29 protein-coding genes are annotated in these 24,505 nt (G+C 72.1%); 17 read left to right on the forward strand and 12 right to left on the reverse strand.

The annotated features are described in order from the left end of the window. Positions 1–43: 43 nt before the first annotated feature. Positions 44–445 (reverse strand): ATP-dependent DNA ligase, encoded by a 402-nt coding sequence (locus EDF64_RS11620; RefSeq protein ID WP_133520142.1) that lies wholly within the window; start codon positions 443–445, stop codon positions 44–46. A gap of 59 nt (positions 446–504) precedes the next feature. Between EDF64_RS11620 and EDF64_RS11625 the strand changes: the two genes are divergently transcribed. Further along, a complete protein-coding gene (locus EDF64_RS11625) occupies positions 505–879 on the forward strand; it encodes an ArsR/SmtB family transcription factor (RefSeq protein ID WP_133520143.1) in 375 nt (124 codons plus the stop codon). Positions 880–881: 2 nt separating this feature from the next. Then, positions 882–1,868: an SRPBCC family protein gene (locus EDF64_RS11630; RefSeq protein ID WP_133520144.1), complete on the forward strand. Its 987-nt coding sequence runs from the start codon at positions 882–884 to the stop codon at positions 1,866–1,868. Between the two features lie 326 nt (positions 1,869–2,194). On the opposite strand, the gene EDF64_RS11635 is transcribed toward EDF64_RS11630, so the two are convergent. The 5 genes from EDF64_RS11635 to mvk are packed head-to-tail and all read right to left on the reverse strand — an operon-like array spanning position 2,195 to position 7,580. Continuing rightward, positions 2,195–3,370, reverse strand: coding sequence for a hydroxymethylglutaryl-CoA synthase (locus EDF64_RS11635; protein WP_133520145.1), 1,176 nt, complete (start codon positions 3,368–3,370; stop codon positions 2,195–2,197). Then, positions 3,367–4,431 carry a hydroxymethylglutaryl-CoA reductase gene (locus EDF64_RS11640; protein ID WP_133520146.1) on the reverse strand — a complete coding sequence of 355 codons (1,065 nt, stop codon included), beginning with the start codon at positions 4,429–4,431 and terminating at the stop codon, positions 3,367–3,369. Before EDF64_RS11640 ends, EDF64_RS11635 begins: the two co-directional genes overlap by 4 nt. Continuing rightward, positions 4,424–5,506: a phosphomevalonate kinase gene (locus EDF64_RS11645; RefSeq protein WP_133520147.1), complete on the reverse strand. Its 1,083-nt coding sequence runs from the start codon at positions 5,504–5,506 to the stop codon at positions 4,424–4,426. The genes EDF64_RS11640 and EDF64_RS11645 overlap by 8 nt, the downstream gene beginning before the upstream one ends. Beyond that, positions 5,503–6,528 (reverse strand): diphosphomevalonate decarboxylase, encoded by a 1,026-nt coding sequence (gene mvaD / locus EDF64_RS11650; RefSeq protein WP_243736365.1) that lies wholly within the window; start codon positions 6,526–6,528, stop codon positions 5,503–5,505. The genes EDF64_RS11645 and mvaD overlap by 4 nt, the downstream gene beginning before the upstream one ends. Then, positions 6,528–7,580: a mevalonate kinase gene (gene mvk, locus EDF64_RS11655; RefSeq protein WP_133520149.1), complete on the reverse strand. Its 1,053-nt coding sequence runs from the start codon at positions 7,578–7,580 to the stop codon at positions 6,528–6,530. Before mvk ends, mvaD begins: the two co-directional genes overlap by 1 nt. Before the next feature lie 82 nt (positions 7,581–7,662). On the opposite strand from mvk, the gene EDF64_RS11660 reads away from it, so the two are divergent. From EDF64_RS11660 to EDF64_RS11670, 3 genes are all read left to right on the forward strand, one after another. Continuing rightward, positions 7,663–8,136 (forward strand): MarR family winged helix-turn-helix transcriptional regulator, encoded by a 474-nt coding sequence (locus tag EDF64_RS11660; protein WP_208108894.1) that lies wholly within the window; start codon positions 7,663–7,665, stop codon positions 8,134–8,136. A gap of 104 nt (positions 8,137–8,240) precedes the next feature. Continuing rightward, positions 8,241–8,663 carry an organic hydroperoxide resistance protein gene (locus EDF64_RS11665; RefSeq protein WP_022905450.1) on the forward strand — a complete coding sequence of 141 codons (423 nt, stop codon included), beginning with the start codon at positions 8,241–8,243 and terminating at the stop codon, positions 8,661–8,663. Positions 8,664–8,699: 36 nt separating this feature from the next. Further along, the gene (locus EDF64_RS11670; RefSeq protein WP_133520192.1) at positions 8,700–9,674 is read left to right on the forward strand and encodes a zinc-binding dehydrogenase; all 975 of its coding nucleotides are present in this window, start codon (positions 8,700–8,702) and stop codon (positions 9,672–9,674) included. Positions 9,675–9,819: 145 nt separating this feature from the next. On the opposite strand, the gene EDF64_RS11675 is transcribed toward EDF64_RS11670, so the two are convergent. Together EDF64_RS11675 and EDF64_RS11680 are read right to left on the reverse strand one after the other, a co-directional pair. Then, positions 9,820–11,277, reverse strand: coding sequence for a sugar porter family MFS transporter (locus tag EDF64_RS11675; RefSeq protein WP_133520150.1), 1,458 nt, complete (start codon positions 11,275–11,277; stop codon positions 9,820–9,822). Between the two features lie 139 nt (positions 11,278–11,416). Continuing rightward, positions 11,417–11,959 (reverse strand): hypothetical protein, encoded by a 543-nt coding sequence (locus EDF64_RS11680; RefSeq protein ID WP_133520151.1) that lies wholly within the window; start codon positions 11,957–11,959, stop codon positions 11,417–11,419. 194 nt (positions 11,960–12,153) lie between these two features. On the opposite strand from EDF64_RS11680, the gene EDF64_RS11685 reads away from it, so the two are divergent. Then, a complete protein-coding gene (locus tag EDF64_RS11685; RefSeq protein ID WP_133520152.1) occupies positions 12,154–13,059 on the forward strand; it encodes a LysM peptidoglycan-binding domain-containing protein in 906 nt (301 codons plus the stop codon). Positions 13,060–13,182: 123 nt separating this feature from the next. On the opposite strand, the gene pgi is transcribed toward EDF64_RS11685, so the two are convergent. Next, a complete protein-coding gene (gene pgi, locus EDF64_RS11690) occupies positions 13,183–14,904 on the reverse strand; it encodes a glucose-6-phosphate isomerase (protein ID WP_133520153.1) in 1,722 nt (573 codons plus the stop codon). A gap of 222 nt (positions 14,905–15,126) precedes the next feature. On the opposite strand from pgi, the gene EDF64_RS11695 reads away from it, so the two are divergent. Beyond that, positions 15,127–15,714, forward strand: a complete 588-nt coding sequence (locus EDF64_RS11695; RefSeq protein ID WP_133520154.1) for a hypothetical protein — start codon at positions 15,127–15,129, stop codon at positions 15,712–15,714. Positions 15,715–15,827: 113 nt separating this feature from the next. On the opposite strand, the gene EDF64_RS11700 is transcribed toward EDF64_RS11695, so the two are convergent. Genes EDF64_RS11700 through EDF64_RS11710 form a run of 3 tightly spaced genes read right to left on the reverse strand, consistent with a single transcriptional unit; the run spans position 15,828 to position 18,627 of the window. Next, positions 15,828–18,092, reverse strand: a complete 2,265-nt coding sequence (locus EDF64_RS11700) for a heavy metal translocating P-type ATPase (RefSeq protein ID WP_279512734.1) — start codon at positions 18,090–18,092, stop codon at positions 15,828–15,830. Then, positions 18,089–18,319: a heavy-metal-associated domain-containing protein gene (locus EDF64_RS11705; RefSeq protein WP_432207027.1), complete on the reverse strand. Its 231-nt coding sequence runs from the start codon at positions 18,317–18,319 to the stop codon at positions 18,089–18,091. Before EDF64_RS11705 ends, EDF64_RS11700 begins: the two co-directional genes overlap by 4 nt. A gap of 17 nt (positions 18,320–18,336) precedes the next feature. Further along, complete coding sequence (locus EDF64_RS11710; protein ID WP_092094820.1) at positions 18,337–18,627, reverse strand: metal-sensitive transcriptional regulator; 291 nt, start codon at positions 18,625–18,627, stop codon at positions 18,337–18,339. Between the two features lie 81 nt (positions 18,628–18,708). Here EDF64_RS11710 and EDF64_RS11715 point away from each other — a divergent pair, with 81 nt between their 5' ends. From EDF64_RS11715 to EDF64_RS11760, 10 genes are all read left to right on the forward strand, one after another. Then, positions 18,709–19,902, forward strand: coding sequence for an AraC family transcriptional regulator (locus EDF64_RS11715; protein ID WP_133520155.1), 1,194 nt, complete (start codon positions 18,709–18,711; stop codon positions 19,900–19,902). Between the two features lie 162 nt (positions 19,903–20,064). Continuing rightward, entirely contained in the window at positions 20,065–20,532 is a 468-nt protein-coding gene (locus EDF64_RS11720; protein ID WP_208108895.1) for an Asp23/Gls24 family envelope stress response protein, read from the forward strand. Next, entirely contained in the window at positions 20,529–20,720 is a 192-nt protein-coding gene (locus EDF64_RS11725; RefSeq protein WP_071291129.1) for a DUF2273 domain-containing protein, read from the forward strand. Before EDF64_RS11720 ends, EDF64_RS11725 begins: the two co-directional genes overlap by 4 nt. Continuing rightward, positions 20,717–21,049 carry a hypothetical protein gene (locus EDF64_RS11730; protein ID WP_133520156.1) on the forward strand — a complete coding sequence of 111 codons (333 nt, stop codon included), beginning with the start codon at positions 20,717–20,719 and terminating at the stop codon, positions 21,047–21,049. Before EDF64_RS11725 ends, EDF64_RS11730 begins: the two co-directional genes overlap by 4 nt. 9 nt (positions 21,050–21,058) lie before the next feature. Continuing rightward, the gene (locus tag EDF64_RS11735; RefSeq protein ID WP_133520157.1) at positions 21,059–21,634 is read left to right on the forward strand and encodes a DUF6286 domain-containing protein; all 576 of its coding nucleotides are present in this window, start codon (positions 21,059–21,061) and stop codon (positions 21,632–21,634) included. Then, positions 21,631–22,194 carry a hypothetical protein gene (locus tag EDF64_RS11740; protein WP_133520158.1) on the forward strand — a complete coding sequence of 188 codons (564 nt, stop codon included), beginning with the start codon at positions 21,631–21,633 and terminating at the stop codon, positions 22,192–22,194. Before EDF64_RS11735 ends, EDF64_RS11740 begins: the two co-directional genes overlap by 4 nt. Positions 22,195–22,280: 86 nt before the next feature. Beyond that, a complete protein-coding gene (locus EDF64_RS11745) occupies positions 22,281–22,454 on the forward strand; it encodes a CsbD family protein (protein WP_133520159.1) in 174 nt (57 codons plus the stop codon). 79 nt (positions 22,455–22,533) lie between these two features. Next, positions 22,534–23,763, forward strand: a complete 1,230-nt coding sequence (locus EDF64_RS11750) for an Asp23/Gls24 family envelope stress response protein (protein WP_133520160.1) — start codon at positions 22,534–22,536, stop codon at positions 23,761–23,763. Beyond that, positions 23,760–24,176, forward strand: coding sequence for an MFS transporter permease (locus tag EDF64_RS11755; protein WP_133520161.1), 417 nt, complete (start codon positions 23,760–23,762; stop codon positions 24,174–24,176). Before EDF64_RS11750 ends, EDF64_RS11755 begins: the two co-directional genes overlap by 4 nt. Before the next feature lie 39 nt (positions 24,177–24,215). Next, a complete protein-coding gene (locus EDF64_RS11760) occupies positions 24,216–24,407 on the forward strand; it encodes a hypothetical protein (RefSeq protein ID WP_133520162.1) in 192 nt (63 codons plus the stop codon). Positions 24,408–24,505: the final 98 nt, after the last annotated feature.

Here is a 24,505-nt window from a genome sequence, read left to right on the forward strand (position 1 = left end):
CCGACGATGATCCCTGTGGTATTCCTCCGTCGCGGCCCGGCGCTCAGCCCCCGTCGCCGCCGGGAGCCTGGTCCTCCTCGGACGCGTCCTCGGCGTCCCCCGGCACCACGGCCCGCGACCACGCGGAGTCGTCCGCCGTGCTCGTGTCGGCCGGCTCCGGGGTCAGGACGAGTCCGGCACCCGAGGTCGCTCCGGCGTAGAGCTCCTCGAGCCAGCTGCGGTTGATCGACGGCACGCGGCTGCCGCCGAACTTGAAGTGGAGACTGACGTTCGGGTGCAGCCAGATGCTGCTGCGGCCGTTGCCGTGGATGACGTCGTCCTTCCACGAGAACAGGAAGCGGTGCTCGCGTCGGAGCATGTTGACGATCACGATCTGCAGGTGCGTGAGGGCACGGTCGTCGATCCGGAGGTCGACGACCTCGCCGTCGTAGATGAGCTGACCCATGAGTCCTTGTACACCGGAGGGGTTGTGGGGCGGGCGGGACGCGCGTAACGTGCAACCAAATGGTTGTACGAATCGAACTGAGCGACACCGAGGTCGACCGGGTCTTCCACGCCCTGGCCGACGCGACCCGGCGTGACATCGTCCGTCGCACCCTCGTCGGCGGCGCGTCCGTGAGCGAGCTCGCCGACGCCTACGCCATGTCGTTCGCCGCCGTCCAGAAGCACGTGGCCGTCCTCGAAGGAGCGGGACTCGTGACGAAGCACCCTCGCGGCCGCACCCGGATCGTGCGCGCCGAACCGAGCCAGATCGACCGGGTCCGCGGTCTGCTCGACACCTACGCGGACCTCTGGCGCGGCCGGATCGACCGGCTCGACGCACTGCTCGGGGACGACCCCGACCGGGCCCGTCCCACCGACACCCAGCACAGGAGCTGACCATGCCGACCACGTCCGTCCACACCGATCCCGAGGAACTCACGATGACGCTGGTCGCCGAGTTCCCGGTGCCCGTCGAGCGACTCTGGGGCGCCTTCGCCGACCCGCGGCAGCTCGAGCGCTTCTGGGGCCCGCCCGGGTTCCCCGCGACCTTCACGTCGTTCGACCTGCGCCCGGGCGGCCTCGCCCACTACCGGATGACCTCGCCGCAGAACGAGCGGTTCCACGCCCTCTGGCAGGTCACCGCGGTCGAGGAACCCGAGCGGATCACCTTCCGCGACCTGTTCTCCGACGCGGACGGCACGGTCGACGAGTCCCTGCCGGCGAGCGAGACCGTCCTGTCGTTCGAGCGCGTCGGGGAGGGCTCCCGCGTCACGGTGCTGACCTCGTTCGAGTCCTCCGCCGACCTCGACGCCATGATCCAGATGGGCATGCTCGAGGGCTACGAGCAGGCGTTCGGGCAGCTCGACACGGTGCTCGCCGACCTGCGGGAGTACGCGCTCGGCAAGGGCACCGTCACCGAGCTCGTCGACGACACCCACGTGCGCATCACCCGCGCGTTCGAGGCACCGCAGCACCTGCTCTGGCGTGCCCACACCGAGCCGGAGCTGATGCGCCGCTGGCTGCTCGGCCCGGACGGGTGGGAGATGACCGCGTGCGAGAACGACCTCGTCGTCGGCGGGTCGTTCCGGCAGGCGTGGGCACCGGTCGGCGACACCGCGGGCGAGGCGTTCGGCTTCGAGGGCGAGAACCTCGTCATCGAGCCCGAGCGCCGCATGGTCACCACCGAGCGGATGACCGGTGCGCCGTTCCCCGCCAACGTCAACGACCTGCAGTTCGCCGAGGCCGACGGCGTCACCCTCATGACGCTGCTCATCACCTACCCCGACCAGGCCCAGCGAGACATGATCCTCGCGACCGGCATGACCGACGGGATGGAGACGAGCTACCAGCGGCTCGAGCGCGAGGTGCTGACCGCCGCCGCGTGACCGCCGCCGGCCGCCCGGCCGGCTGGCCGCCCGGCCGGCCGGCCGAGATCGCACTTCGTGACGCACCCGTGCCGCGAGGACCGACCAGACTGCGATCTCACGCCCCCGACTTGGGCGGCTGACGGCCTGGAGGCGCGGTGCCCGCTGGCACCGCGCCTCCAGGCCGTCAGCCGGTCGCGTCTCGTGCGCGGAAGCGACCGACCGCGGCCGCGCACCGCCGTCCCCCTCGCGAAAGCGACGGATCGCCGCGAACCTTCCGCGGCGATCTGTCGCTTTCGCGAAACCGGGCGGGCCGGGTCGGGCCGGGCAGGCCAGCCCGCGGGCCGTCAGGCCCGGCCGGCCGCCTCGTAGTGGCGGGCGCCGCCGCGCACGCCCGCGAAGCGGTACGGCGCGGTGGTCACGCGCGGACGCTCGACGTCCTCGCTCGTGGCAGCTCCGGCGGCGTGCAGCTCGCGGTAGGCGTCGACCGTCAGCGGGACCCGGGCGTCGAGCAGCTCGCGCACGCGGCCCACGCGGCGGTGGTCACGGTAGGTCGGCCGGACGATGCCGGTGATCAGCTCGCCGACACTGCCGGAGCCGTAGCTGAACAGCGCGATGCGCTCCCCGCCGAGGTCGTCGTCGAGGTCGAGCAGCGCCGCCAGCCCGATCCAGAGCGACGCCGTGTAGGTGTTGCCGGTCTGCCGGTTGTAGGTGAACCCGGTCGCGAGCTCGGACTCGTCGAACGGCACCCCGACGTGCTGCGTCAGCTTCCGGTGCGCCTTGATCGCCATCTTCGTGAACGGCTGGTGGTGGACGAACCGCACGATGTCCTCGTACGCCGGTCCGCCCTGCGCCGCGAGGTCGTCCCACGCGCCGACGAAGGCGTTCACGTACGCGCTCACCGACAGGCGACCGTCGACCAGGGCGGTCGAGCGGTCGTTCGGACGCCAGAAGTCGTCGACGTCCGCGGTGAAGACCCCGGCGGCGGGTTCCAGCTCGATGAGGTCCGGGTCGGCCGCGATGAGGATCGCGGCGGCGCCGGCGCCCTGCGTGGGCTCGGCGGCGGTGTCGACGTCGTACCGGGCGACGTCCGCGGCGATGACGAGCACCCGCTCGTGCGGCGCGCGGGCGACGATGCCGAGGGCGAGCTGCACGGCCGCGGTCCCGCCGTAGCAGGCCTGCTTCAGCTCGACGACGCGGACGTTCTGCGGCAGGCCGAGCAGCCCGTGCACGAACACCCCGGCCGCCTTCGACTGGTCGACGCCGGACTCGGTCGCGAAGAGCACCGTGCGGATGCCCTCGACGCCGTGCCGGTCGACGATCTCCTTCGCGGCCGCGGCGCCCATCGTGACGATGTCCTCATCGGCGGCGGGCACACTGAACGCGTCCTGCCCGATGCCGACGTGGTACTTCGCCGGGTCGACGCCGAGGCGCTCGGCCAGGTCGTCGAGCTCGAGGACGTGGTGTCCGGTCGCGATCGCGATGTCGTGGATGCCGACGGAGAGCGGCTGCGGCGTGGTCATGCGGCACCTCCGGCCGGCTTCGCGCCGCGGCGTTCCATCGCGACGTGCGCGGCCATCAGCTCGCCCGGGTTGGTCTGCGCGGCGAGCAGCGAGAGCTCCCCGCAGAGGACGGTGGCGGCGCACAGGGCAGCGAGGCGGCGGGCGTTCGCGCCGGGCTCCCGGTCCTCGCGGCAGCCGAGGCGCACGAGGGCGTCCTCCACGACGGGCAGGTCGCCGCCCTTGCCGTTGCCGACCGTGCCGACGATGAGGTGCGGGAGCGAGGTGGCGAAGTACAGGTCGCCGTCGCGGTCCTCGGCGCTCGTGATGCCCTGGGAGCCCTCGACGATGTTCGCGGCGTCCTGCCCGGTGGCCAGGTAGAACCCGAGCAGCATGTTCGCGTAGTGCGCGTTCGCGGAGCGGATGGCCCCGGCGATGGTCGACCCGACGAGGTTCTTCGCGACGTTGAGCTCGGCGATCCGCGCGGCCGACGACCGCAGGCGCTTCTCGACGATCTCACCCGGGATGACGATCTCGGCGATCGTGTTCCGGCCACGGCCACGGATGCCGTTCACGGCGGTGGCCTTCTTGTCGGTGCAGAAGTTCCCCGAGACGGACACGTACCGCAGGCCCGGCTCCCACGCGAGGATCGCCGGCAGCAGCTTGTCCGCCGCCTGCGTGACCATGTTGTGCCCGGAGGCGTCGCCCGTGGTGAACGCGAAGCGCAGGAACAGCAGGTCCCCGACGATCTCCGGGTGCACCTCGATGAGCTTGGCGAACCGGCTCTGCCCGGCGACGATCTGCGCGAGCTCGTCCTGCCGGGCGAGGATGCGTCCGGTCGCCAGGTGGGCGGCGGCCGCGCTGTCGGCACGGACCACGACGGAACGGGTCATGCGCTCGTCGACGACGGTCGACACGATGCCGCCCTCGACCATGCGCGAGACACGGGCGCCACGGCCGACGGACGGCCAGAGCGGCGACTCGTACGTGGCGAGCGGCACCTCGTGCTCGCCCTCCACGGCGTTGCCGCTGATGCGGATCGGCCCCACCCACTTCGTGGGGATCGGGGTCAGCAGGTCAGTCATCGACGCTCCCTTCGGGCGCTTGCACCGCGACGCTGAGGTGTCTGATGTCGTGCGCCTCCCAGGCGCGGTGGATGCCGGCGAGGTCGGTCTCCGCCGGGACGAGCGCGATGCCGCAGTCGCCGCCGCCGGCGCCGGACGGCTTCGCCGCCCCGCCCGCGGCCTCGACGACGTCGCACAGGGTGGCGAGGCGTTCGGTCTCGATCTGCGAGCCGACGGACTCGCCGAGGCGCTGCAGCAACCCACGTGCGCGGCGGAGCGCGCCGAGCGTGCGGTCCGCGTCGCCGGTCTGGAGGCCCGTGGTCAGGTCGTCGACACAGGTCCGGCTCTCGTCGAGGAACGCCTGGTACCCGCCGTTGCGGTGCCGGCGGACGACGCCGACGAGCTTCGTGGTGGACGCCGGCGAACCGGTCCACCCGACGAGGAGCTCGAGGTTCTCCGGCGCCGGGAGGCGCTGGACGTCGAAGCCCTCCCAGGCCTCGGCGTCACCGAGGATGTCCGTCACGCTGCGCCGGTCGAGCTGCGCGGCGAGGCGCTCGCGGTCCGGTGCGCTGTAGCGGAGCCAGCCGCCGAAGGTGCTCGCCGCGAGGTCACCGCCGGAGGCGCGCGGGTTCACCCGGATCGTCGCGAGCAGGGCGACCTGGAAGCGCTTCCGCTGCGAGAGCCCGAGGCCGTAGAAGCGGTCGAGGGCGCCGACCGTGGCGACCGTCACCGCCGCCGACGACCCGAGCCCGAACTTCCGGCCGCTGGCGTCGTCGAGCTGGCTGTGGATCCGCAGGTCGTGGAAGCGCGGCGCGATGCCCTGCTCGCCGCGGAGCTTCTCGACGAGGTCGATCGTCGCCATCACGTAGTCGTAGGGGTGGTGCTCGGTGTCGAGCGCGATGCCGTCCTCGGCGCGGGTCCAGGTGAGCGGCAGGTGCCCGTACTCCTCGGAGTGCACGCTGCCGGCGCCGTGGCCCTCGGTCACCCGGGCCGTGATGGCGCGGTCGAGGGCGATGAGCACGGACGGCTGGCCCGGCTCGACGACGGCGTACTCGCCCGCGACGAACAGCTTGCCGTGGGCACGGAACTCGATCACGCGGTGCGCTCCTCCGGGTCGGGGGCGGCGCCCGGTCCGGGCGTCCCCGTTCCTTCGGAGCGGACCACGCGCGCGGCGGGTCCGGTGCCGGACTCGATGACGTCGCCGAAGCCGGACAGCGCGGACGCGACGGCGGCCCGGTCCTCGGGCTTCGTGAGGACGACGACGTTCGGGCCGGCGTCGGCCGTGGCGTAGGCCTCGACCCCGGACGCGCGCAGCTCGGCGACCGCGTCGAACACGGCGACGCTGCGGGCGTTCAGGTACCGGATCGGTGGGAACGCGCCCTCGATCGTGGCGTGCATGCGGAGCGCGTTGCTCTCGGTGAGCTCGCCGATGCGGGTGAAGTCGCCGGCGGCGCATGCGGTGAGCATGTCCCCGACCGTCTCGGTCGTCGAGGTCACCCAGGCCGGGTAGAACGGCGAGGTCGCGATGGTGCGGCGCATGGCCTCGCGCGAGCCGATCGGCTTCGGGCCGGCGTCGATCGTCACGACGACCATGGCCATCGGCGGCGCGGGGATCGGCTCCGCGTAGGAGCCCTGGTCGTCGCCGGCGTGCCAGACCGCGACGCCGCCGGGGATCGACCGGGTCGCCGAGCCGGACCCGCGCCGGGCGAGCCGGGACAGGTCACGCGGGGACAGGTCGAGCCCGTAGGCCGCCGACGCCGCGGTGGCGAGCGCGGCAAAGCCCGAGGCGCTCGAGGCCAGACCAGCCCCGGTCGGCACGGTGTTCTCGGAGACGACGCTGGCGTGCTCGTCGCTGCCGGCGAGCTCGCGCACGAGGTCGAGGAACTGCTGCACCCGCACCAGCGCACCGTCCTCGACGACGTGACCGTTCAGGGTCAACGCGTCACGGGCCTCCTGGCCGACCCGCGACCCACCGTCCAGCGTGACGGTCGTCGTCGTCGGGAACACGTCGAGCCCCATCGAGACGCTGCCCGTGGCGGGCAGCGCGAGCGTCGCGTCCGCCTTGCCCCAGTACTTGACGAGGGCGATGTTGGGGTGCGCGACGGCGGTGGCGGTCATCAAGCGCGGTCTCCGATCGTGGTGGTCCAGGTGGCTGCGGCACCTGCGCCGCGCAGCGCGGCCGCGATGCGGTCCGCGTGTTCGCCGTCCGTGGCGAGGGCGAGGACGCATCCGCCGCGCCCACCGCCGGTGAGCTTCGCGCCGAGGGCGTCCGCAGCTCGTGCGGCGTCGACGAGCCGGTCCAGGTCGTCGCTCGACACGTCGAGTGCGGTGAGGAGTCCGTGCGCGGCGTCCATCGTGGCACCGAGCGCCTGTGCGTCGCCGTCCACGAGTGTCCCCCGTGCGCGACGGGCGAGTTCGCCGATGCGGGCGACGACGGCGTCGACCGCGGCCGGGTCGGCGTCGTGTCGGGCGCGGACCGCGGCGACGGCCTCGCGGGTGTGGCCGGGCACGCCGGTGTCGGCGACGACGAACGTGAACCGTGCGCCGAGCTCGACCGGCTCGATCCGGCCGCCCTCGAACCAGACGGGGGCGTCCGCGACGACCCCGCGGGCGTCGAGTCCGGACGGACGACCGTGGGCGACGCGTTCGCACTCCTGGATGAGGTCGTGGTGGGTCTCCACGTCGAGCGTCTCGCCCAGGGCGTCGGCGACGGCGGCGGTCACGGCGGCGGCGACCGCGGCGCTGGAGCCCATGCCGCGGGCGGTCGGGACCTCGCTGTCGACGCGGACGTGGAACTGCTGGTCGGTGCTGCCGAAGTGCCGGAGGGTCGCGGTGACGGCGGTGACGGTGGGCATCACGGCGGCGGGGGCGAGGTCGAGCGGGCCGGTGTGCACGGCGGACTCGAGGTGGTGGCCACCGGGGGCGATCGTCCCGGGGTCGGTGCCCGCGCCGGTGCCGCTGCCCGTGCGGCTGCTGGGCGCTGCCGGCTCGATCGGCGTCACCGTCGCGACGACCCGGGCGTCGAGGACCGGCAGCACGAGAGCGGGGGCGCCGTAGACCACGGCGTGCTCACCGATCAGGATCGTCTTGCCGTGGGACGACGCCCTACCGGTGCGGCGGGTGTCGCCGGCTCCAGTGGTCGCTGGGTTGTCGAGGTCGTTGCTGGTCATCGTGGGTCACGTCAGCCTAACCGGCCCGCACCGTCCGCGCCGGACGGTTGTGCACAACTGAGTTGCGTGCAATGCTGTTGCCATGCCCGTGACCGACGAGATGGTGTGCTTCTCCCTCTGCGCAGCCTCCCGTGCGACGACCCAGGCATACCGGTCGCTGCTCGAGCCGTGGGGGCTGACCTACCCGCAGTACCTCGTGCTCGTGACCCTGTGGATCGAGGGCGACCAGACCGTCTCCGGCCTCGGCGACCACCTGCAGCTCGACTCCGGCACGCTCTCCCCGCTGCTCCGCCGCATGGAGCAGTCCGGACTCGTCCGCCGCGAGCGCCGCAGCGCCGACGAGCGCGTCGTCACGGTGACGATCGGCGAGCGCGGCACGGCCCTCCGTCCGGAGCTCGCCCACGTCCCCGGGCGGATCGCCGCCGGGATGGGGCTCTCCGACGAGCAGGCCGCGACGGAGCTCATCGCCACGCTGCAGCGGCTCGCCGAGACCATGCACGCTGCCGCCGCCGTCGCCGGCGCCGCCGCTGGCGCCCCGCGCGACGTCACGGCCTGACCGACACCTCACGCGTCTCCGAGTCCGTGACCTGTCGCTCAGCGCGAAGGAACGGCTCGCACCAGGACGAAGACTGCACGACCCCACGAAGGAAGGAACACCACATGGAAGCCCTCTACACCGCCGAGGCCCTCTCCACCGGCGCCGGCCGCGACGGCCGCGTCGCCACCAGCGACGGCTCGTTCGCGCTCGACCTCGCCATCCCGAAGGAGATGGGCGGCTCCGGCGCCGGCACCAACCCCGAGCAGCTCTTCGCGGCCGGCTACGCCGCGTGCTTCCACTCCGCGCTGCAGGGTGTCGCCCGCAGCCAGAAGGTGAAGATCGCCGACTCGTCCGTCGGCGGCCGCGTGCAGATCGGCCCGAACGGCGAGGGCGGCTACCAGCTCGCCGTGCTGCTCGAGGTCGTGCTGCCCGGACTCGAGCACGACCAGGCCCAGGCCCTCGCGGACGCTGCACACCAGGTCTGCCCGTACTCGAACGCGACGCGCGGCAACATCGACGTCACGATCACCGTCTCGGAGGACTAGTCCATGACCGACAGCACCAGCACCACCCCCACCACGATGCGCGCCGTCGTGCACGAGACCTTCGCCGAGCCCGCCGACGTCCTGACCGTCGCCGAGCGTCCGGTCCCCCAGCCCGGCGCCGGGCAGGTCCTCGTCCGCACCGTGCTCTCCCCGATCCACAACCACGACCTGTGGACCGTGCGCGGCACCTACGGCTTCAAGCCCGAGCTGCCCGCACAGTCCGGCACCGAGGCACTCGGCGTCGTCGAGGCCCTCGGCGAGGGCGTCACGAACCTGCAGGTCGGCCAGCGCGTCGCCGGCGGCACCTTCGGCGTCTGGGCCGAGTACTACGTCGCCGACGCGGCCGGGCTCGTCCCCGTGCCCGACGCGATGCCCGACGAGGCCGCCGCCCAGCTCGTCTCGATGCCGTTCAGCGCCATCAGCCTGCTGCACTCGCTCGACCTGCACGAGGGTGACTGGCTCATCCAGAACGCCGCGAACGGTGCGGTCGGCCGCATGGTCGCCCAGCTCGGTGCGGCACGCGGCATCAACGTCATCGGTCTCGTCCGACGCGCAGCCGGTGTCGAGGAGCTCCGCGGCCAGGGCATCGAGCGGATCGTCGCCACCGACGCGGACGACTGGCAGGACCAGGTCGCCGCGATCACCGGTGGTGCCCCGATCACCGCCGGCGTCGAGTCGGTCGGCGGGAAGGCCGCCGGCGACATCGCGAGCGTCCTCGGCGAGAACGCCACGCTCGTCGTGTTCGGCGCAATGGCGTCGCCCACGCTCGAGATCCCGTCGGGCAAGGTCATCTTCGGCCAGCTCACGGTCAAGGGCTTCTGGGGCAGCGTCGTCAGCAAGACCATGCCGGCCGAGACGAAGGGGCAGCTCTTCGGTGAGCTCATCACCCGCGTGCTCGACGGCTCGCTGACGCTCCCCGTCGCCGAGACGTTCGCCTTCGAGGACGTCCGCGACGCGGTGCGCGCCTCGGACACCGCCGGCCGGGTCGGCAAGGTGCTCCTGCGCCCGTAGCGCGACCACAGGACGGACGGGCGCGCCCCGCTCAGCGGCAACGCGAAGCGTTGCGCGGGGCGCGCCGACCGAGCCTGCGAGGGAGGCACGGTGCCAGCTGGCACCGTGCCTCCCGTCCGTCTCGGCGCGGTCTGCGCGAGACGACCTACCGACGGGCCTTCTTCGGCGGGACCGTGAAGATGTTGCCGGTGGTGACGCCCTCCTCGACCTCTTCCAGGGTGCGGCCGCGGCTCTCCGGCACGAACTTCCAGATGAAGAGCAGGGCGAGGACGCCGACGATCGCGAAGCCGAAGAACGTCCCCGTGATGCCCGTCGCGGCGACGATCGTCGGGAAGTACAGGCCGAGGAACGCGTTCGCGATCCAGAGGCAGAAGACCGCGATCCCCATGCCGAGCGCACGGATCTGCGTCGGGAAGATCTCGGACAGGATCACCCAGGTCGCGATGTTGAGGAAGGTCTGCATCGAGCCGACGAAGGCGACGACGAGGAACAGGATGACCCAGGGCCGGGCGGGGTTGCCCTCGACGAGCGTCATCGAGGCGATGCCGATCAGGAAGTGGCAGACCGTCGTCAGCGAGTACCCGAGGATCAGCGTCGTCCGACGGTTGATCTTCTCCATGTTGTAGATCGCGATGAAGCCACCGATCACGGCGATGACACCGGGGGCGATGTTGGCGATGAGGGCGGCCGACTGCTGGAAGCCGGACTCGATCAGGACGGTCTGGCCGTAGTACATGATCGAGTTGATGCCGGTCAGCTGCTGCGCGACGCCGATGCCGGCACCGATGAGCACGATCCGGATGAGCCACTTGTTGCCGAGCAGGGTGCGCCAGCCGCTGACGCGCTGGACCTTCGCCTCGAGGTCGTTCGTCCGCTTGATGTCCTCGAGCTCGGCCGACGCGCGCTCCTTCGAGCGGATCTGGCCGAGGACGTCGAGCGCCTCGTCGTAGCGGCCCTTCGACGCGAGCCACCGCGGCGACTCCGGCACGCGGAGCATCCCGATGAAGAGCGCGATCGCGGGAAGCGCGCAGACGGCGAGCATGACGCGCCAGACGCCGTTGCCCTCACCCCAGAGATTGCCGATGATGGCGTTGACCACGAAGGCCGCGAGCTGTCCGATGACGATCATCAGCTCGTTGCGACCGGAGAGCGACCCGCGGATCTCGTACGGCGCGAGTTCGGCGAGGAACACCGGGACGACCGTCGACGCACCGCCGACCGCCAGGCCGAGCAGCACACGACCGACGACCATCACGCCGAAGGCCGGCGCGAAGACGCAGATGAGCGTGCCGACGAAGAACGTCACGGCGAGCAGGATGATCGTCTTCCGGCGACCCCAGCCGTCGGCGATGCGGCCGCCGAGCATGGCGCCGATGGCGGCACCGAAGAGGAGCGAGCTCGTGACCACGCCCTCGGTGAAGTTCGTGAGGCCGAGCTCCTGCTTCATCGGCAGCAGGGCGCCGTTGATCACGCCGGTGTCGTAGCCGAACAGGAGGCCGCCGAAGGTGGCGACGAGGGCGAGGACGCCCAGGCGGCGGACGTGCGGGCCCTGTCCGACCGGCGGGAGCGCCGTCTTCGGGGCTGTCGGTTTGATGTCGACCATTCGGGTGACTCCTTCGTCAGTGATCACGCTTCATCGCTTGGAAGGATCGTAACCCGATTCCATGTCCTGTCAATCACACATACGAACATCAGGATAATTGGATCGCTCCATGAAAGTCCTGATCAGACGCGAGCGGCTCTCAGGCGTCGTCGCTCTCGTCGCGCGGCGGCTCGGCGAGCACGTCCCCCAGCGAGGACATCTCCGCACCGTGGTCCGCGTACCGCCGGACCGTCCGACGAGCGGCAGCACCGGCGGCTCCGGCGAGGCGGGGGTTCCGGCGTGCGGCGTCGGCGACCCGACCGGCGTGCCCGGCCGTCGAGAGCAGGACGTTGGCGAGCGCCCGGGCCTCACCGGGTTCGGGGACCCCGGTGACCGTCCACGCCGTGCGGACCTGGTCGTCCGGGGTGACGCCGCGGCGGGTGCCCATGCGGTGCCAGTCCGACAGTGAACCCTCGGTGCGCGAGGCGGCACGGTCGGCCTCGGCCGCACGACGACGGTCGGCGTCGCGGGCATCGGACTCCGTGCTCGTCCCCTCGACGGTGTCGAACCGGTCGGTCAGGCCGTCCGCGCGGCGACGGACGCTCTCGGCTCGTTCCCGAGCGGCGGCGTCGTCACCGCCTTCCTCGGCGATGCGGGCGGCGTGCCGGGCGGCGGCCGCGGCGAGGTTCTCCGAACGCTCCATGCCCACGACGGTAGCCGCTCCGACCGACACCGTGCTCCACCCCACCGTGTTCCGACCGGCACCGTGCTCCACCCGCGTGCTCCACCCGCGTGCTCCTCCGCGACGACGGACGCCGTACGTCCTGGGACACAGGCGCGCGATCGGTCACTCGGGAGGCCGGAACGGCCGCGCTAGCATCATCACGAGGGGGAACCATGAAGCGTTTCGTGACGATCGGTACCGTCGTGCTGGCCACCGTCGCACTGTCCGGGTGCTCGTTGCTGCACGGGTCGGACGGCGCACTGCCCGCTCCGTCGACTCCCCCGGCGACCTCCCCGACGCCGAGCGCCACCCCGACGCCGACCCCCGACGGCGAGTCGGCGTCGGACCTCCTCGAGGCCTCGGCACACCCCCGCACGCCGACCCCGGCGCCGACGGAGGCCGCCGCTCCCCCGCCGACGCTGACGCCCATCCCGGCCGGCACCGTCCTGGCGCAGGGCGACGTGGCCTCCCCCAAGGGCAGCATCCACTTCCACTTCCGGATGGTCGCGAACGGTGACGACACCTTCACCGCGCAGTACTCCGGGATCACCTCGACCCTGCCCGTGCCGATCGCCGTCGGGCTGTTCGACCTGACGCGGAACGTCGGCGACGGACTCACGTACCACGGGGTCGGCGACCACACCCTCGGCGGACCGACCAGCGCGCCGGTCTCGGCGAACGTGCCGCTCAGCGGCTCCGGGGTCGACCCGTCGCACCTCGTGACGCTCGTGACGTACTCGGCCGCGGCCCCCGGACAGGACGTCCCCGTCGAGATCGCCGCCGACAAGGTCCTCGCCGTCACGACGGTCCGGTGGTCGGTCCCCGCGCGGCAGACCAACGTGCACCCGAAGGACGGCGGCGTCCGGGCGAACGCGAACGGTCTGGTCCGGGCGACCACGGCCTCCGGTGCGCCGAAGACGTACACCGTCGCGCCGAACGACCTCATCGGCGACGTCGCCGCGCGCTTCGGCATCACGGTGCGCGACCTGGTCTGGCTGAACGAGGGCGTGCAGGTGTTCGGCGAGGACCAGCACCTCTACGAGGGCACATCCCTCAACCTCGACCCACTCGGCCGCTGACCCTCGGCCCGGCCGACCCGAGTCTCGGGTCGCGTCCGCCCCGCGGCCAGCGCGACCAGCAGACGGACGGGAGGCCCGTGGCGGATCCGCCACGGGCCTCCCGTCTCGCAGGTGGGTACGTCGCTACTTGCGCAGCTCCAGGTACTTCGCGATGAGCGCCTTGGTCGAGGCGTCCTGCGCGTCGAGCGCGGCCTGGTCGCCCTCGACGGCCGGCGTGACCTGCAGCGCCAGCTGCTTGCCGAGCTCCACGCCCCACTGGTCGAACGAGTCGATGCCCCAGATCGTGCCCTCGGTGAACACGATGTGCTCGTAGAGCGCGATGAGCTGGCCGAGCACGCTCGGGGTGAGCTCCGGCGCGAGGATCGACGTCGTCGGCTTGTTGCCCGGGAACGTGCGCGCCGCGACGATGCCCTCGTCGGTGGTGCCCTCGGCCCGGACCTCGTCCGCCGTCTTGCCGAACGCCAGCGCCTTGGTCTGCGCGAAGAAGTTCGCCAGGAACAGCGTGTGCACGTCGGTGCCGGGTGCGACGCCCTTGCCGTCACCGGTCTCGTCCTTGAGCGGACGGGCCGGGTTCGCGACCGTGATGAAATCGGCCGGGATCAGGCGGGTGCCCTGGTGGATGAGCTGGTAGAACGCGTGCTGGCCGTTCGTGCCCGGCTCGCCCCAGAAGACCTCGCCGGTCTCGGTGGTGACGGGCGAGCCGTCCCAGCGGACGCGCTTGCCGTTCGACTCCATGGTGAGCTGCTGCAGGTACGCGGCGAAGCGGTGCAGGTACTGCGTGTACGGCAGGACCGCGTGGCTCTGCGCACCGAGGAAGTTCGTGTACCAGACGTTGAGCAGGCCCATCAGGACGGGGACGTTCTGCTCCAGCGGCGTGGTGCGGACGTGCTCGTCGATGGCGTGGAAGCCGGCGAGGAACTGCTCCCAGTTCTCCGGGCCGATCGCGACGACGACGCTCGTGCCGATCGCGGAGTCGACGGAGTAGCGGCCACCCACCCAGTCCCAGAAGCCGAAGGCGTTCTCGGGGTCGATGCCGAACGCGGCGACCTTGTCGAGCGCGGTCGACACGGCGACGAAGTGCTTCGCGACGGCGTTCGACTTCTCGTCGTCGGACGCGTCCGTGAGGCCGAGCTTCTCCCACAGCCACTGGCGCGCGAGGCGGGCGTTCGTCAGGGTCTCGAGCGTGCCGAAGGTCTTCGACGCGACGATGAAGAGCGTGGTCTCCGGGTCGAGGTCCACGGTCTTCTCGTAGATGTCCGCGGGGTCGATGTTCGAGACGAAGCGTGCCTCGAGGCCGGGCTGCACGTACGGCTTCAGTGCCTCGTAGACCATGACCGGGCCGAGGTCCGAGCCGCCGATGCCGATGTTGACGACGGTCTCGATGCGCTTGCCGGTGACACCGGTCCACGAGCCGTCGCGCACCTGCGTCGCGAACGCGTAGACCTTGTCGAGCGTGGCGTGCACGTCGGCGTCGACGTCCTGGCCGTCGACGGTCAGCGGGGCGGCGGGGACGAGGCCCTCGGTCGCCTTCGGCCGGCGGAGCGCGGTGTGCAGCACGGCGCGGTCCTCGGTGGCGTTGATGTGTTCACCGGCGAGCATCGCCTGGAAACGCTCGGCGACGCCGGCGTCCTTCGCGACCTGCAGCAGTGCGCCGAGGATCTCGTCGTCGACGAGGCCCTTCGACAGGTCGACGGTGAGGTCCGCCGCCTGGAACGTGTAGCGCTCGGCACGGCCGGGGTCGCTGTCGAACCACCCTCGCAGGTCCGGGGTGAAGCCGGCGGCGATGCCGTCCAGCTTCTTCCAGCCTTCGGTCGATGTGGGGTCGACGGGCGCGGATTCGGTCACGGGGTCCTCCTGGATCACCTTCAAGACGTACAAGCCCGCGGGTCACCGCAGCACTGCGTCGCGGACCGAGTTCGAGCGTAGTGCGCTCCGGCGCGTGGTGCGCACAGGGCGGCCGCCGGGTCAGGGACGGTCGAGCGGCGTGAAGGGTGTGTGACCACGACGCCGTATCGCCGAAATACCGAGCATGATGCTCGGGGGCAGGTCGCGTGCCATGGTGTCGAGATGCTCCTCCGCCCCGAGTTCACACTGCACGCATGGGTGGACGAGAGTGCGCGAGTCGCGAACGCCCACCCACCGGCCTACTTCCTCGGTGGTGTGGTCGCCGCCCCAGATGCGAGCGACGCGCATCGTGAGGCGCTCCGACCGCTCCAGAACACGCGGGGCAAGCTGCACTGGCGGGATCTCGACGCAGCCCACCGGAGCCGTGTGATGGCGACGCTCAGCGCGTTCGACGTCTACCACGTCGTGGCCGTGGGGACCCCGATGGACCCGAGGAAGCAGGAGCGTGCTCGCGCGCTCTGTCTCGAACGCCTGGCTTGGGAACTGTGCGAGCGGCACCACGTCGAGCGCACGACGCTCGAAGCCCGAACTCCCTCGCTGATGGAACGTGACCGTCGGACGGTCGACGCCCTCCGTGGCCGCGGAGCACTTCCCCGTGGGATGCGCGTGGAGCACGGGCACCCGCTCGACGAGCCGATGCTGTGGATCGCGGACCAGGTCGTGGGCGCGGTGGGCGACGCGCACGTGGGCGATCACCGTTGGCTCCGAGCGCTGGCGGCCTCGGTCGAGATCGTCCGGATCGACCTGTAGGAAGCGCGAAAGCCGGGTCCCGTCAAAGGGCGGGGGTCCCGGCTTCTACTTCCACAGCCCCCAGCGGGGGTGGGCATGGACAGAGTAGCGCGTCGGCGTGCGCGGCCGCCAGGTCAGGGGCGGTCGAGCGGCGTGAAGCGACGGAGGCGCAGGCTGTTCGTCACGACGAAGACGGACGAGAACGCCATCGCCGCGCCGGCCAGCACGGGGTTGAGCAGCCCCGCCATCGCGAGCGGGATCGCCGCGACGTTGTACGCGAACGCCCAGAACAGGTTGCCCTTGATCGTGCGGAGGGTGGCACGCGAGAGCCGGACCGCGTCGGCCACCACGGTGAGCCGACCACTGACCACGGTGATGTCGCTCGCCGCGATCGCCGCGTCCGTGCCGGCACCCATCGCGATGCCGAGGTCGGCGGCGGCGAGGGCGGCCGCGTCGTTCACGCCGTCCCCGACCATCGCGACGCTCCGCCCCTCGGCCTGCAGCCGTCGGACGGTCTCGAGCTTGGACGAGGGTGTGGCGCGGGCGTGCACCTCGTCGATGCCGACGGACGCGGCGACCGCACGGGCCGCCCCTTCGTTGTCGCCGGTGAGCAGCACCGGACGGAGCCCGAGCTCGACGAACCGACGGACGGCGTCCGCTGCCTCGGGCTTCACGGTGTCGCCGACGACGACCACGCCGAGCGCGGCGCCGTTCCGGGCGACCACGACCGCGGTCCCGGAGTCGGACTCGGCGTCCGCGAGGGCGGTGGCGAGCGTCTCCGGCAGGCCGATCGACCACGACTCGGCGAGCCACCGCGCGGTCCCGACCAGCACGACGTCACCGTCGACCACGGCCTGCACGCCGGCACCGGGCGTCGCGGTGAACTGCGACGACTCGGCATGGGCGGTCCCGCGCTCCCGCGCACCGGCGACCACCGCGCGGCCGACCGGGTGCTCGGAACCGTCCTCGACGGCGGCGGCCAGCCGCAGGACCCCGTCGGCGTCGAGGTCGGTGCCCGGTGCGACGACGACCGATCGGAGCTCCATGACCCCGGTCGTCACGGTGCCGGTCTTGTCGAGCACGATGGTGTCGACGGCACGGGTGCGTTCGAGCACCTGGGGTCCGCCGATGAGGATGCCGAGCTGCGAGCCGCGCCCCGTGCCGACCAGCAGGGCGGTCGGCGTCGCGAGACCGAGGGCGCACGGGCAGGCGATGATGAGGGTGGCGACGGCCGCGGTGAACGCCGCCGTCACGGATCCGCCGAGCACGAGCCAGCCGACGAACGCCAGGACCGCGAGCCCGATGACGATCGGGACGAACACCCCGGAGACACGGTCGGCCAGGCGCTGCACCTCGGCCTTGCCGGTCTGCGCGTCCTCGACGAGGCGTCCCATCCGAGCGAGTTCGGTGTCGGCTCCGACGCGGGTGACGGCCACGACGAGTCGGCCGCCCACGTTGACGGTCGCACCGGTGACGGGGTCGCCCGGACGCACCTCGACCGGGACGGACTCGCCGGTGAGCATGCTGAGGTCCACCGCGGAGGACCCGTCGCGGACGGTGCCGTCGCTCGGGATCCGCTCGCCGGGACGCACGACGACGACGTCGCCCACGACGAGCGACGCGGCGGGGACCCGGGTCTCCGAGCCATCGCGCAGCACGGTCGCGTCCTTCGCGCCGAGCTCGAGCAGGGCCCGGAGTGCCGCGCCGGACTGCTGCTTCGCCCGTGCTTCCATGTACCGGCCGGCGAGGATGAAGACGGTGACGGCGGTGGCGACCTCGAGGTAGAGGTCGCTCGCCTCGGGGTCGGTCGCGAACCACGAGAAGGTCATGTGCATGCCGGTCGTGCCGGCGTCCCCGAGGAACAGCGCGTACAGCGACCAGCCGAACGCGGCGAGGACCCCGACGCTGACGAGGGTGTCCATCGTCGCGGCGCCGTGCCGGGCGTTCACCCACGCGGCACGGTGGAAGGGCAGCGCTCCCCAGACGGCGACGGGCGCAGCGAGGGCCAGCGCCAGCCACTGCCAGTTCGGGAACTGCAGCACGGGGACCATCGACAGCACGACCACGGGCAGGGCGAGGACCGCCGAGACCACGAGCCGCTGCCGGAGGGGCGCGGCGGGGTCGTCCACGGCAGCGTCGGCCGTGTCGTCGTCGGCGGCGACGGGCGGCGCCGGGACCGTGGCCCCGTACCCGGCCGACTCGACCGCGGCGATCAGGGTGGCGGGGTCGGTGGACTCCGGGTCGTCGACCCGCACCTGCGCCTTCTCGGTCGCGTAGTTCACGGTCGCGGTGACCCCGGGGAGCTTGCCGAGCTTCCGCTCGATGCGGTTCGCGCACGACGCGCACGTCATCCCGGTGATGTCGAGTTCGACCACGCGGTCGACGACGTCGTCCGTCACGAGCGCACGACCTCGTAGCCCGCCTCGGCGACCGCGTCACGGAGCGACTCGGCCGTGACCGGGCGGTCCGACGTGACGGTGACCTCGGACCGGCCGCCGGGCACGAGCTGGACGGCGACGTCCGACACCCCGTCGAGTTCGGTGAGTTCCTCGGTGACGCTCATCACGCAGTGCTCGCAGGTCATGCCCTCGACGAGCAGGAGTTCGGTGTTGACGGTGTCGTTCACGGTGTTCCTTCCGGTGTTCAGGAGCGGACGAGTCGGGCGATGGCCTCGCTCGCCTCGCGCACCTTGGCGTTAGCGGCGTCCCCGCCCTCGGCGACCGCCTCGGCGACGCAGTGGGACAGGTGGTCCTCGAGCAGCGACAGGGCGACGCGTTCGAGCGCCCGGTTCGCCGCGGAGATCTGGGTGAGGACGTCGATGCAGTAGGTCTCGTCCTCGACCATGCGGGCGATCCCCCGCACCTGGCCCTCGGCGCGACGGAGTCGCTTGAGCAGGTCGTCCTTGTCGCCGATGTAGCCGACGTGTTCGTGCATCGTGTCCTCCACCAGACTCAATACGGTACCCCCCTAGGGTATTCCTTCGACGTGTCGCCGCAACCGTGGCAAGATGCGCGCATGACCGCCTCGTCGACGAACGGCTTCCGCAGACTGCGGTTCACCGACGCCGACGGCTCCGACTACTCCGCCATCTTCGAGGCCGAGTACCACGGCTCCGACTTCGCGTCGGACACCTTCGCGACCGACGACGCCCGGTACGAGTACACCGTGGTGGGCGACGACGACCTCACCCTCCGGACGATGCGTGCCGAGGGTGGCAAGCGCGGCGGGGTGATCGGTCCGCGGGACGACCACGTGGTGTTCTGGCTCACGAAGGGCCGGCTCGAGATGCACTTCACCGACCGGACCCGCGTCGTCGAGCCCGGCAGCCCCTACATCGCGTCGGCGTCCGAGGCCTACCGGTTCGAGTCGACCGGGACCGTCTACAACGGGGTCCACGTCGCCGACCGGTTCCTCCGCGAGGTCGGGAAGGACCTCGGGTTCCGGCTGCCGGCCGGTCCACTGCTCTTCGACCAGCAGGACGAGGTCGTCGCCCGGCGCGAACCCCTCCGCCACCTCATCCACGAGCTCGGCCCGATGCTCGTCGACGACCGGGTCCACGGCGCGATGAGGACCGAGCTGAACCGTCGCCTCGCCGTCGTCGTGCTCGACACGTTCCCGATCCGGAACCGCGGGACCGACGTGCCGGTGGCGAACCGGCTGCGGGACGCGATCCGCTTCATCGAGGCGAACGCGGCGGCGCGGCCGTCCGTGCCCGAGATCGCCGCGGCGTGCGGCCTCAGCCAGCGCGGCCTGCAGGACGTCTTCGCCCGCACGCTGGACTCGACCCCGCACCGGTTCCTCCGCGACCACCGACTCGATCGTGTCCGGCAGGAGCTCCTGCGCGGCGACGGCTCCGACGGGGTGTCCGCCGTCGGCGGGCGATGGGGGTTCACCAACGCCGGTCGGTTCGCCGCCGCGTACCGCGAACGCTTCGGCGAGGACCCCGGCACCACGATGCGGGCCGCACTGGGCGCCCGCCCCGACGCGGGACGGGCGTCGTGGCGCCTGCGGCGCGCACTCGCCTTCATCGAGCAGCACCTCGACGACGACCTGACGGTCCAGGACATCGCCGACGCGGCCGGCGTGCGTCCGCGACGGCTCCAGCAGCTCTTCCAGGAGGAACGGGGCGAGTCCCCGATGGCGGCCGTCCGTTCGATCCGTGGTGCGTCGGAACGCAGCGACGCAGCCGGAATCCGCGCGCTCGACTGAGCCGACCCACCCCGCGGGGTACGCCCGCACTGGGATCGGGCCGTTTCTCTGGAAATCGGCTGAAACCGATGACCCGTGTGTGACGAACCTCTGGTGAGCCCCGTCTCATCCGTGAACAGCAACCGCTGGGAACGCCCGGCGGGACGATCGGAAGGAACGAACATGGCTGACACCACCATCACCCCCGCGACCACCAGCACGGCGGCGACCCGCAACACCGGCACCCACTCGGGCGCGAACGGCGTCACGGGCAAGACCGTCATCGACGACACCGTCGTGTCGAAGGTCGCCGGGATCGCCGCCCGCGAGGTGAACGGCGTCCACTCCCTGGGCAACGGTGCCGCCCGTGCGATCGGTGCCCTCCGCGACGCCATCGGCCAGCGCGACTTCGGTCAGGGCGTCAAGGTCGAGGTCGGCGAGAAGCAGGTCGCCGCGGACATCGTGATCGTCGCCGAGTACCCGGTCGCCCTCCAGCAGGTCGCCGACGGCGTCCGTGCCGGTGTCGCCCGTGCCCTCGAGCAGATCGTGGGCATGGAGGTCGCCGAGGTCAACGTGACCGTGCAGGACGTCTTCATCCCGGGTGACGACGACGACAAGGACGACGAGAAGAAGGAAGCGCGAGTCGCATGAGCAACACACTGATGGGCGCCCTCATCGGCGCCGTCCTCGCCGTCGTGGCACTGCAGTTCGGCTTCTGGGGCTTCGTGCTCGTGGTCGTGTTCGGTGCGGTCGGGGCCCTCGTGGCCGCGCTCGTGACCGGCCGCATCGACCGCGGCGCCCTCGCCGACGTGCTGACCGGGCGCCGGAGCTCACGATGACCCCCGGCCCGGACGGCGTCTCGTCTGCTGCTGTCGCGGGCCGCGTCGAGATCACCGCTCGCGCACTGACCTCGCTGGCGCGGGCCGTCGCAGCCGAACGGCTCGGCGCCCCCGCCAAGCGGGTGCGTGTCGGACTCGGCGACGCGTCCGGCGCACTCTCCCTCGACATCACCGGCCCGATCGCGGCGGGCGACGACATCGTCGGCCGCTCCGCCCGGGTCGCCGAGGAGGTCAAGGGCCGCGTGGGTGACCTCACCGGCCGTCGCGTCGGCAGTGCCCACATCGAACTCACCGGGATCGTGCGCGAGCGCAAGACCCGGACCGTCTAGGAGGCCATCATGAGCAACGGTTCCGTGGAACGGCGCATCCGTCGCCGGAGCGTCCACCGCTCCCGCTCGACCGCCGTGGCCGTCGCCCTCGTCGTGCTCGTCCTCGTCGCAGCGTGGATCGGCACCGAGTCCGTCCTCCGGGCGATCGGTCGGCCTCCGCTCCTCGCCGACCCGCAGTCCGCGGTCGACGCGGCACTCCGGCCCGACGCGGCGTTCCTGACGATCGCCGAGGTCGTCGCCGTCGTGCTGGTCGTCCTCGGGGTCGTGCTGATCGTCCTCGCCCTCAAGCCGGGTCGGCAGCACCGCTCCGTCGTCGAACACGACCGCGGCGCCGTCATCATCGACACCCGCATCCTGGCGTCGACCGCAGCGAACGCGGCCGGCACCGCGGCGGGCGTCCCCGAGGGCAACGCCTCGGCGACCGCACGTGGCCGCCGGACCGAGGTCCGCGTGGTCCCCGTCACCGGGGTGCCCGTCGACGAGAGCGTCGTCCGCGACGCCGTCCGCGACCGCCTCAGCGGCCTGGACGAACGATTCGGCCGGAGCGTTCGCGTCCGGGTCGAGGAGAAGGGAACCCTCGCATGACCAAGAGCAACCGGACCCTCAACCGGATCATCCTCCTCGTGCTCGGCCTGGTCGCCGTCGTGGTCGGACTCGTCATCGGCGCGGGCGTCCTGCCCGCCGTCCGCGACGCGACCGCCCAGTACGTCGACCTCCCCCGCAGCCTCGACGTGCCCGCGTCCTCGCTGTGGATCATCGCCGGCGCATGCGCCCTCGTCATCGTGCTCGCCCTCGTGTGGGTGTTCACCCGTGGCGGTGGCGGCACCTCGGTCGCCGTCCGGGAACGCTCCGGCGACGACGCGGTGACCGTCAACGTGGCGCTCGTCCGTGACGTCCTCGACCACGAGCTCTCCGGCGTCCGTGACGTCGTCGGCTCGCGGGTCGACACCTACCTCGTCCGCCGGCAGCGTGCCGCTCGGATCCGGGTCGCCGTCCGCCGCGGCGGCGACGCGGTCACCGTGCTCGACGCCGTCGACCGGGCGGTCGCGGTCCTGGACCGCACCCTCGGCCGCCAGGTGCCGGTGCTCGTGCACCTCACCGGCGGTACCCGCTCCGCGCTCGCGAAGCCGACCCGCGTCCGCTGACAGCCGTCAGCACGACGCACCACGGGCCTCCCGGCCCATCCCGCACCACCCACCGGGCGCACGCCCGACCGACGAAAGGACCCGTCATGGGACTCGACGACAAGATCAAGAACGCCGCTCAGGACCTCGCCGGCAAGGCGAAGGAAGCGCTCGGCAACGCCACCAACGACGACTCCAAGGTCGCCGAGGGCAAGAAGGACCAGGCCTCCGCGAGCGTCAAGCAGACCGGCGAGGACGTCAAGGACGTCTTCAAGAAGTAGGTCGCACGATCCGTGTCGGGGCACTCGCGCAGTCGAGTGCCCCGATGCGTTCCGGCGGAACCCGAACGAGGAGAGAACCATGCAGCACGACCCGAACGCGCACACGCAGGTCACCGAGGTGGCACTGCCCGCGGAGCTCACCGAACCGTTGCCCGACGACGCGAGCACCGTCACGATCGTCGCCCGGACGGCAGCGGAGACCGCGCTCGGCGTGCCGGGCGTGCACCACCTCGGCGGGATCGCCGCCCGGGCCGCCGACCAGTTCCGCAAGCAGCTCGGCCGGAGCGCGGGCACCGCCGGCGTGCAGGTCGACGAGGACGACGGCGTGCTCGGCGTGCAGGTCTCCATCGTCGTCACCTACCCGGAACCGGTGATCAGCGTCGCCGACGAGGTGCGCAAGCAGGTGACCGCCGCGACCCGGCAGGTGTCCGAGCTGCCGACGAGCGTGGACGTCCGTGTCCTCGACGTGCACGGTCCCTTCGACGATGAGCAGTCGCCGCTCGGCCGCGCGACCGAGGCCGCGACCGACGCCGTGAAGCAGGCCGCCGAGACGACCAGCGACGCGGTGAAGCAGGCTGCAGAGACCACCGGCGACGCCGTCAAGCAGGCCGCCGAGACCACCGCGGACGCGACCAAGCGCGCTGCCGCGGCGACCGCCGACGTGACGAAGCGCACCGCGGACGCCACCGCCGACGCCACGAAGCGCGCCGCATCGGCGACCGCCGACGTGACGAAGCGTGCGGCGGACGCCACCGCCGAGGCCACCCAGCAGGCGGCGAGCGCGACCGCCGACGCCACGAAGCGCGCCGTCGACAGCACCACCGACACCGCCGAGCGTGTCCGCGACGCCGCTGCGGAGTCCCTCGCCCGGGCGTCCGAGCAGGCCGCCGACGCGGCGTCGTCCGCGAAGGACGCGGCCGAGCAGGCGCGCGACGTGGTGGTCGACGCTGCCGAGACCGCGACGGACCGTGCCGCCGACGCCGTCGGGACGGTGCGCGACGCAGCAGCCGACGCGACGGTGCCCGACGCAGCAGCCGGCGCGACGGTGCCCGACGCGACCACCGAGGGGACCGCCGAGGGGACCGGGCACGCCGCAGCAGCCGAGGACCCCGCCGTCCGCGCCGCTGCCGCAGCCGACGCCGCCGAGGTCGCTGCCGACGCCGCCGAGGACGCCGCATCCGCTGCCGCGGAGTCCGCCGACGCCGCCGCGACGGCCGTCACCGACGCCGCACCCGTCATCGCCGCCACGCCCGAAACCGACGCCGCACCCGAGAGCGACGCCGCTCGCCACCGCCGGGAGCAGCCGTGACCACCGCCTGGTCCGGGAACCGCCGGACGAAGCTCCGTCGGCCGCGTCCGCGCGGGGTGTGGATCGCGGGCGGCATCGGCGTCGTCCTGGTCCTCGGCACCGCGCTCGGCGCGTTCCTGCCCCTCGTCGGGTTCCTCGGCGGCGTCACCGCCACCACCTCAGGACTCGTGCCGTTCCCGTTCGTGCGCGTCGCGCTCGTGACCATCGCGGGGTCGCTGGTCGTCCTCGCGCTGCTCGTCCTCGCGTTCACCCGACGGCACACCGCGACCGCCGCCTCGGCCGTCGTGCTCGCCGTCCTCGTGTCCATCGCGGTCACGGTCGTCCCGATCGTGCTCGTCGCCATCGGGTCCGCCGACCGCGCCGGCGACGTGTGGCCGATCGTCACCGAACTCTGGAACCGCTTCACCGGCTGACGCGCCGACCCCGTGCACCACCAACGAAGGAGCACCACCATGCGCAACCGCATCATCCTCATCGGCGCCGTCGTCCTCGTCGGCTTCTGGTTCGGGTCCCGTGCCAACCGGCCCGTGATCAAGACGTCCAAGGCCGAGACCGCGCGGAGGATCTGGAACGACCCGCACGCCCGCAAGGGCCGGAAGAAGCTCGGCAAGAAGATCGCGAAGGCAGCGAAGCGGCACCGCTGACACCCCGGCACATCACACATGGATCACGACGCGGACGACTCGCGTCGTGATCCTTGTCATGTTCGGCGTTCCCCCGACATTGTCCAAGTGAAGGGAGC

The sequence above is a fragment of the Curtobacterium flaccumfaciens genome, from assembly GCF_004361695.1.
GTDB lineage: Bacteria > Actinomycetota > Actinomycetes > Actinomycetales > Microbacteriaceae > Curtobacterium > Curtobacterium flaccumfaciens_B.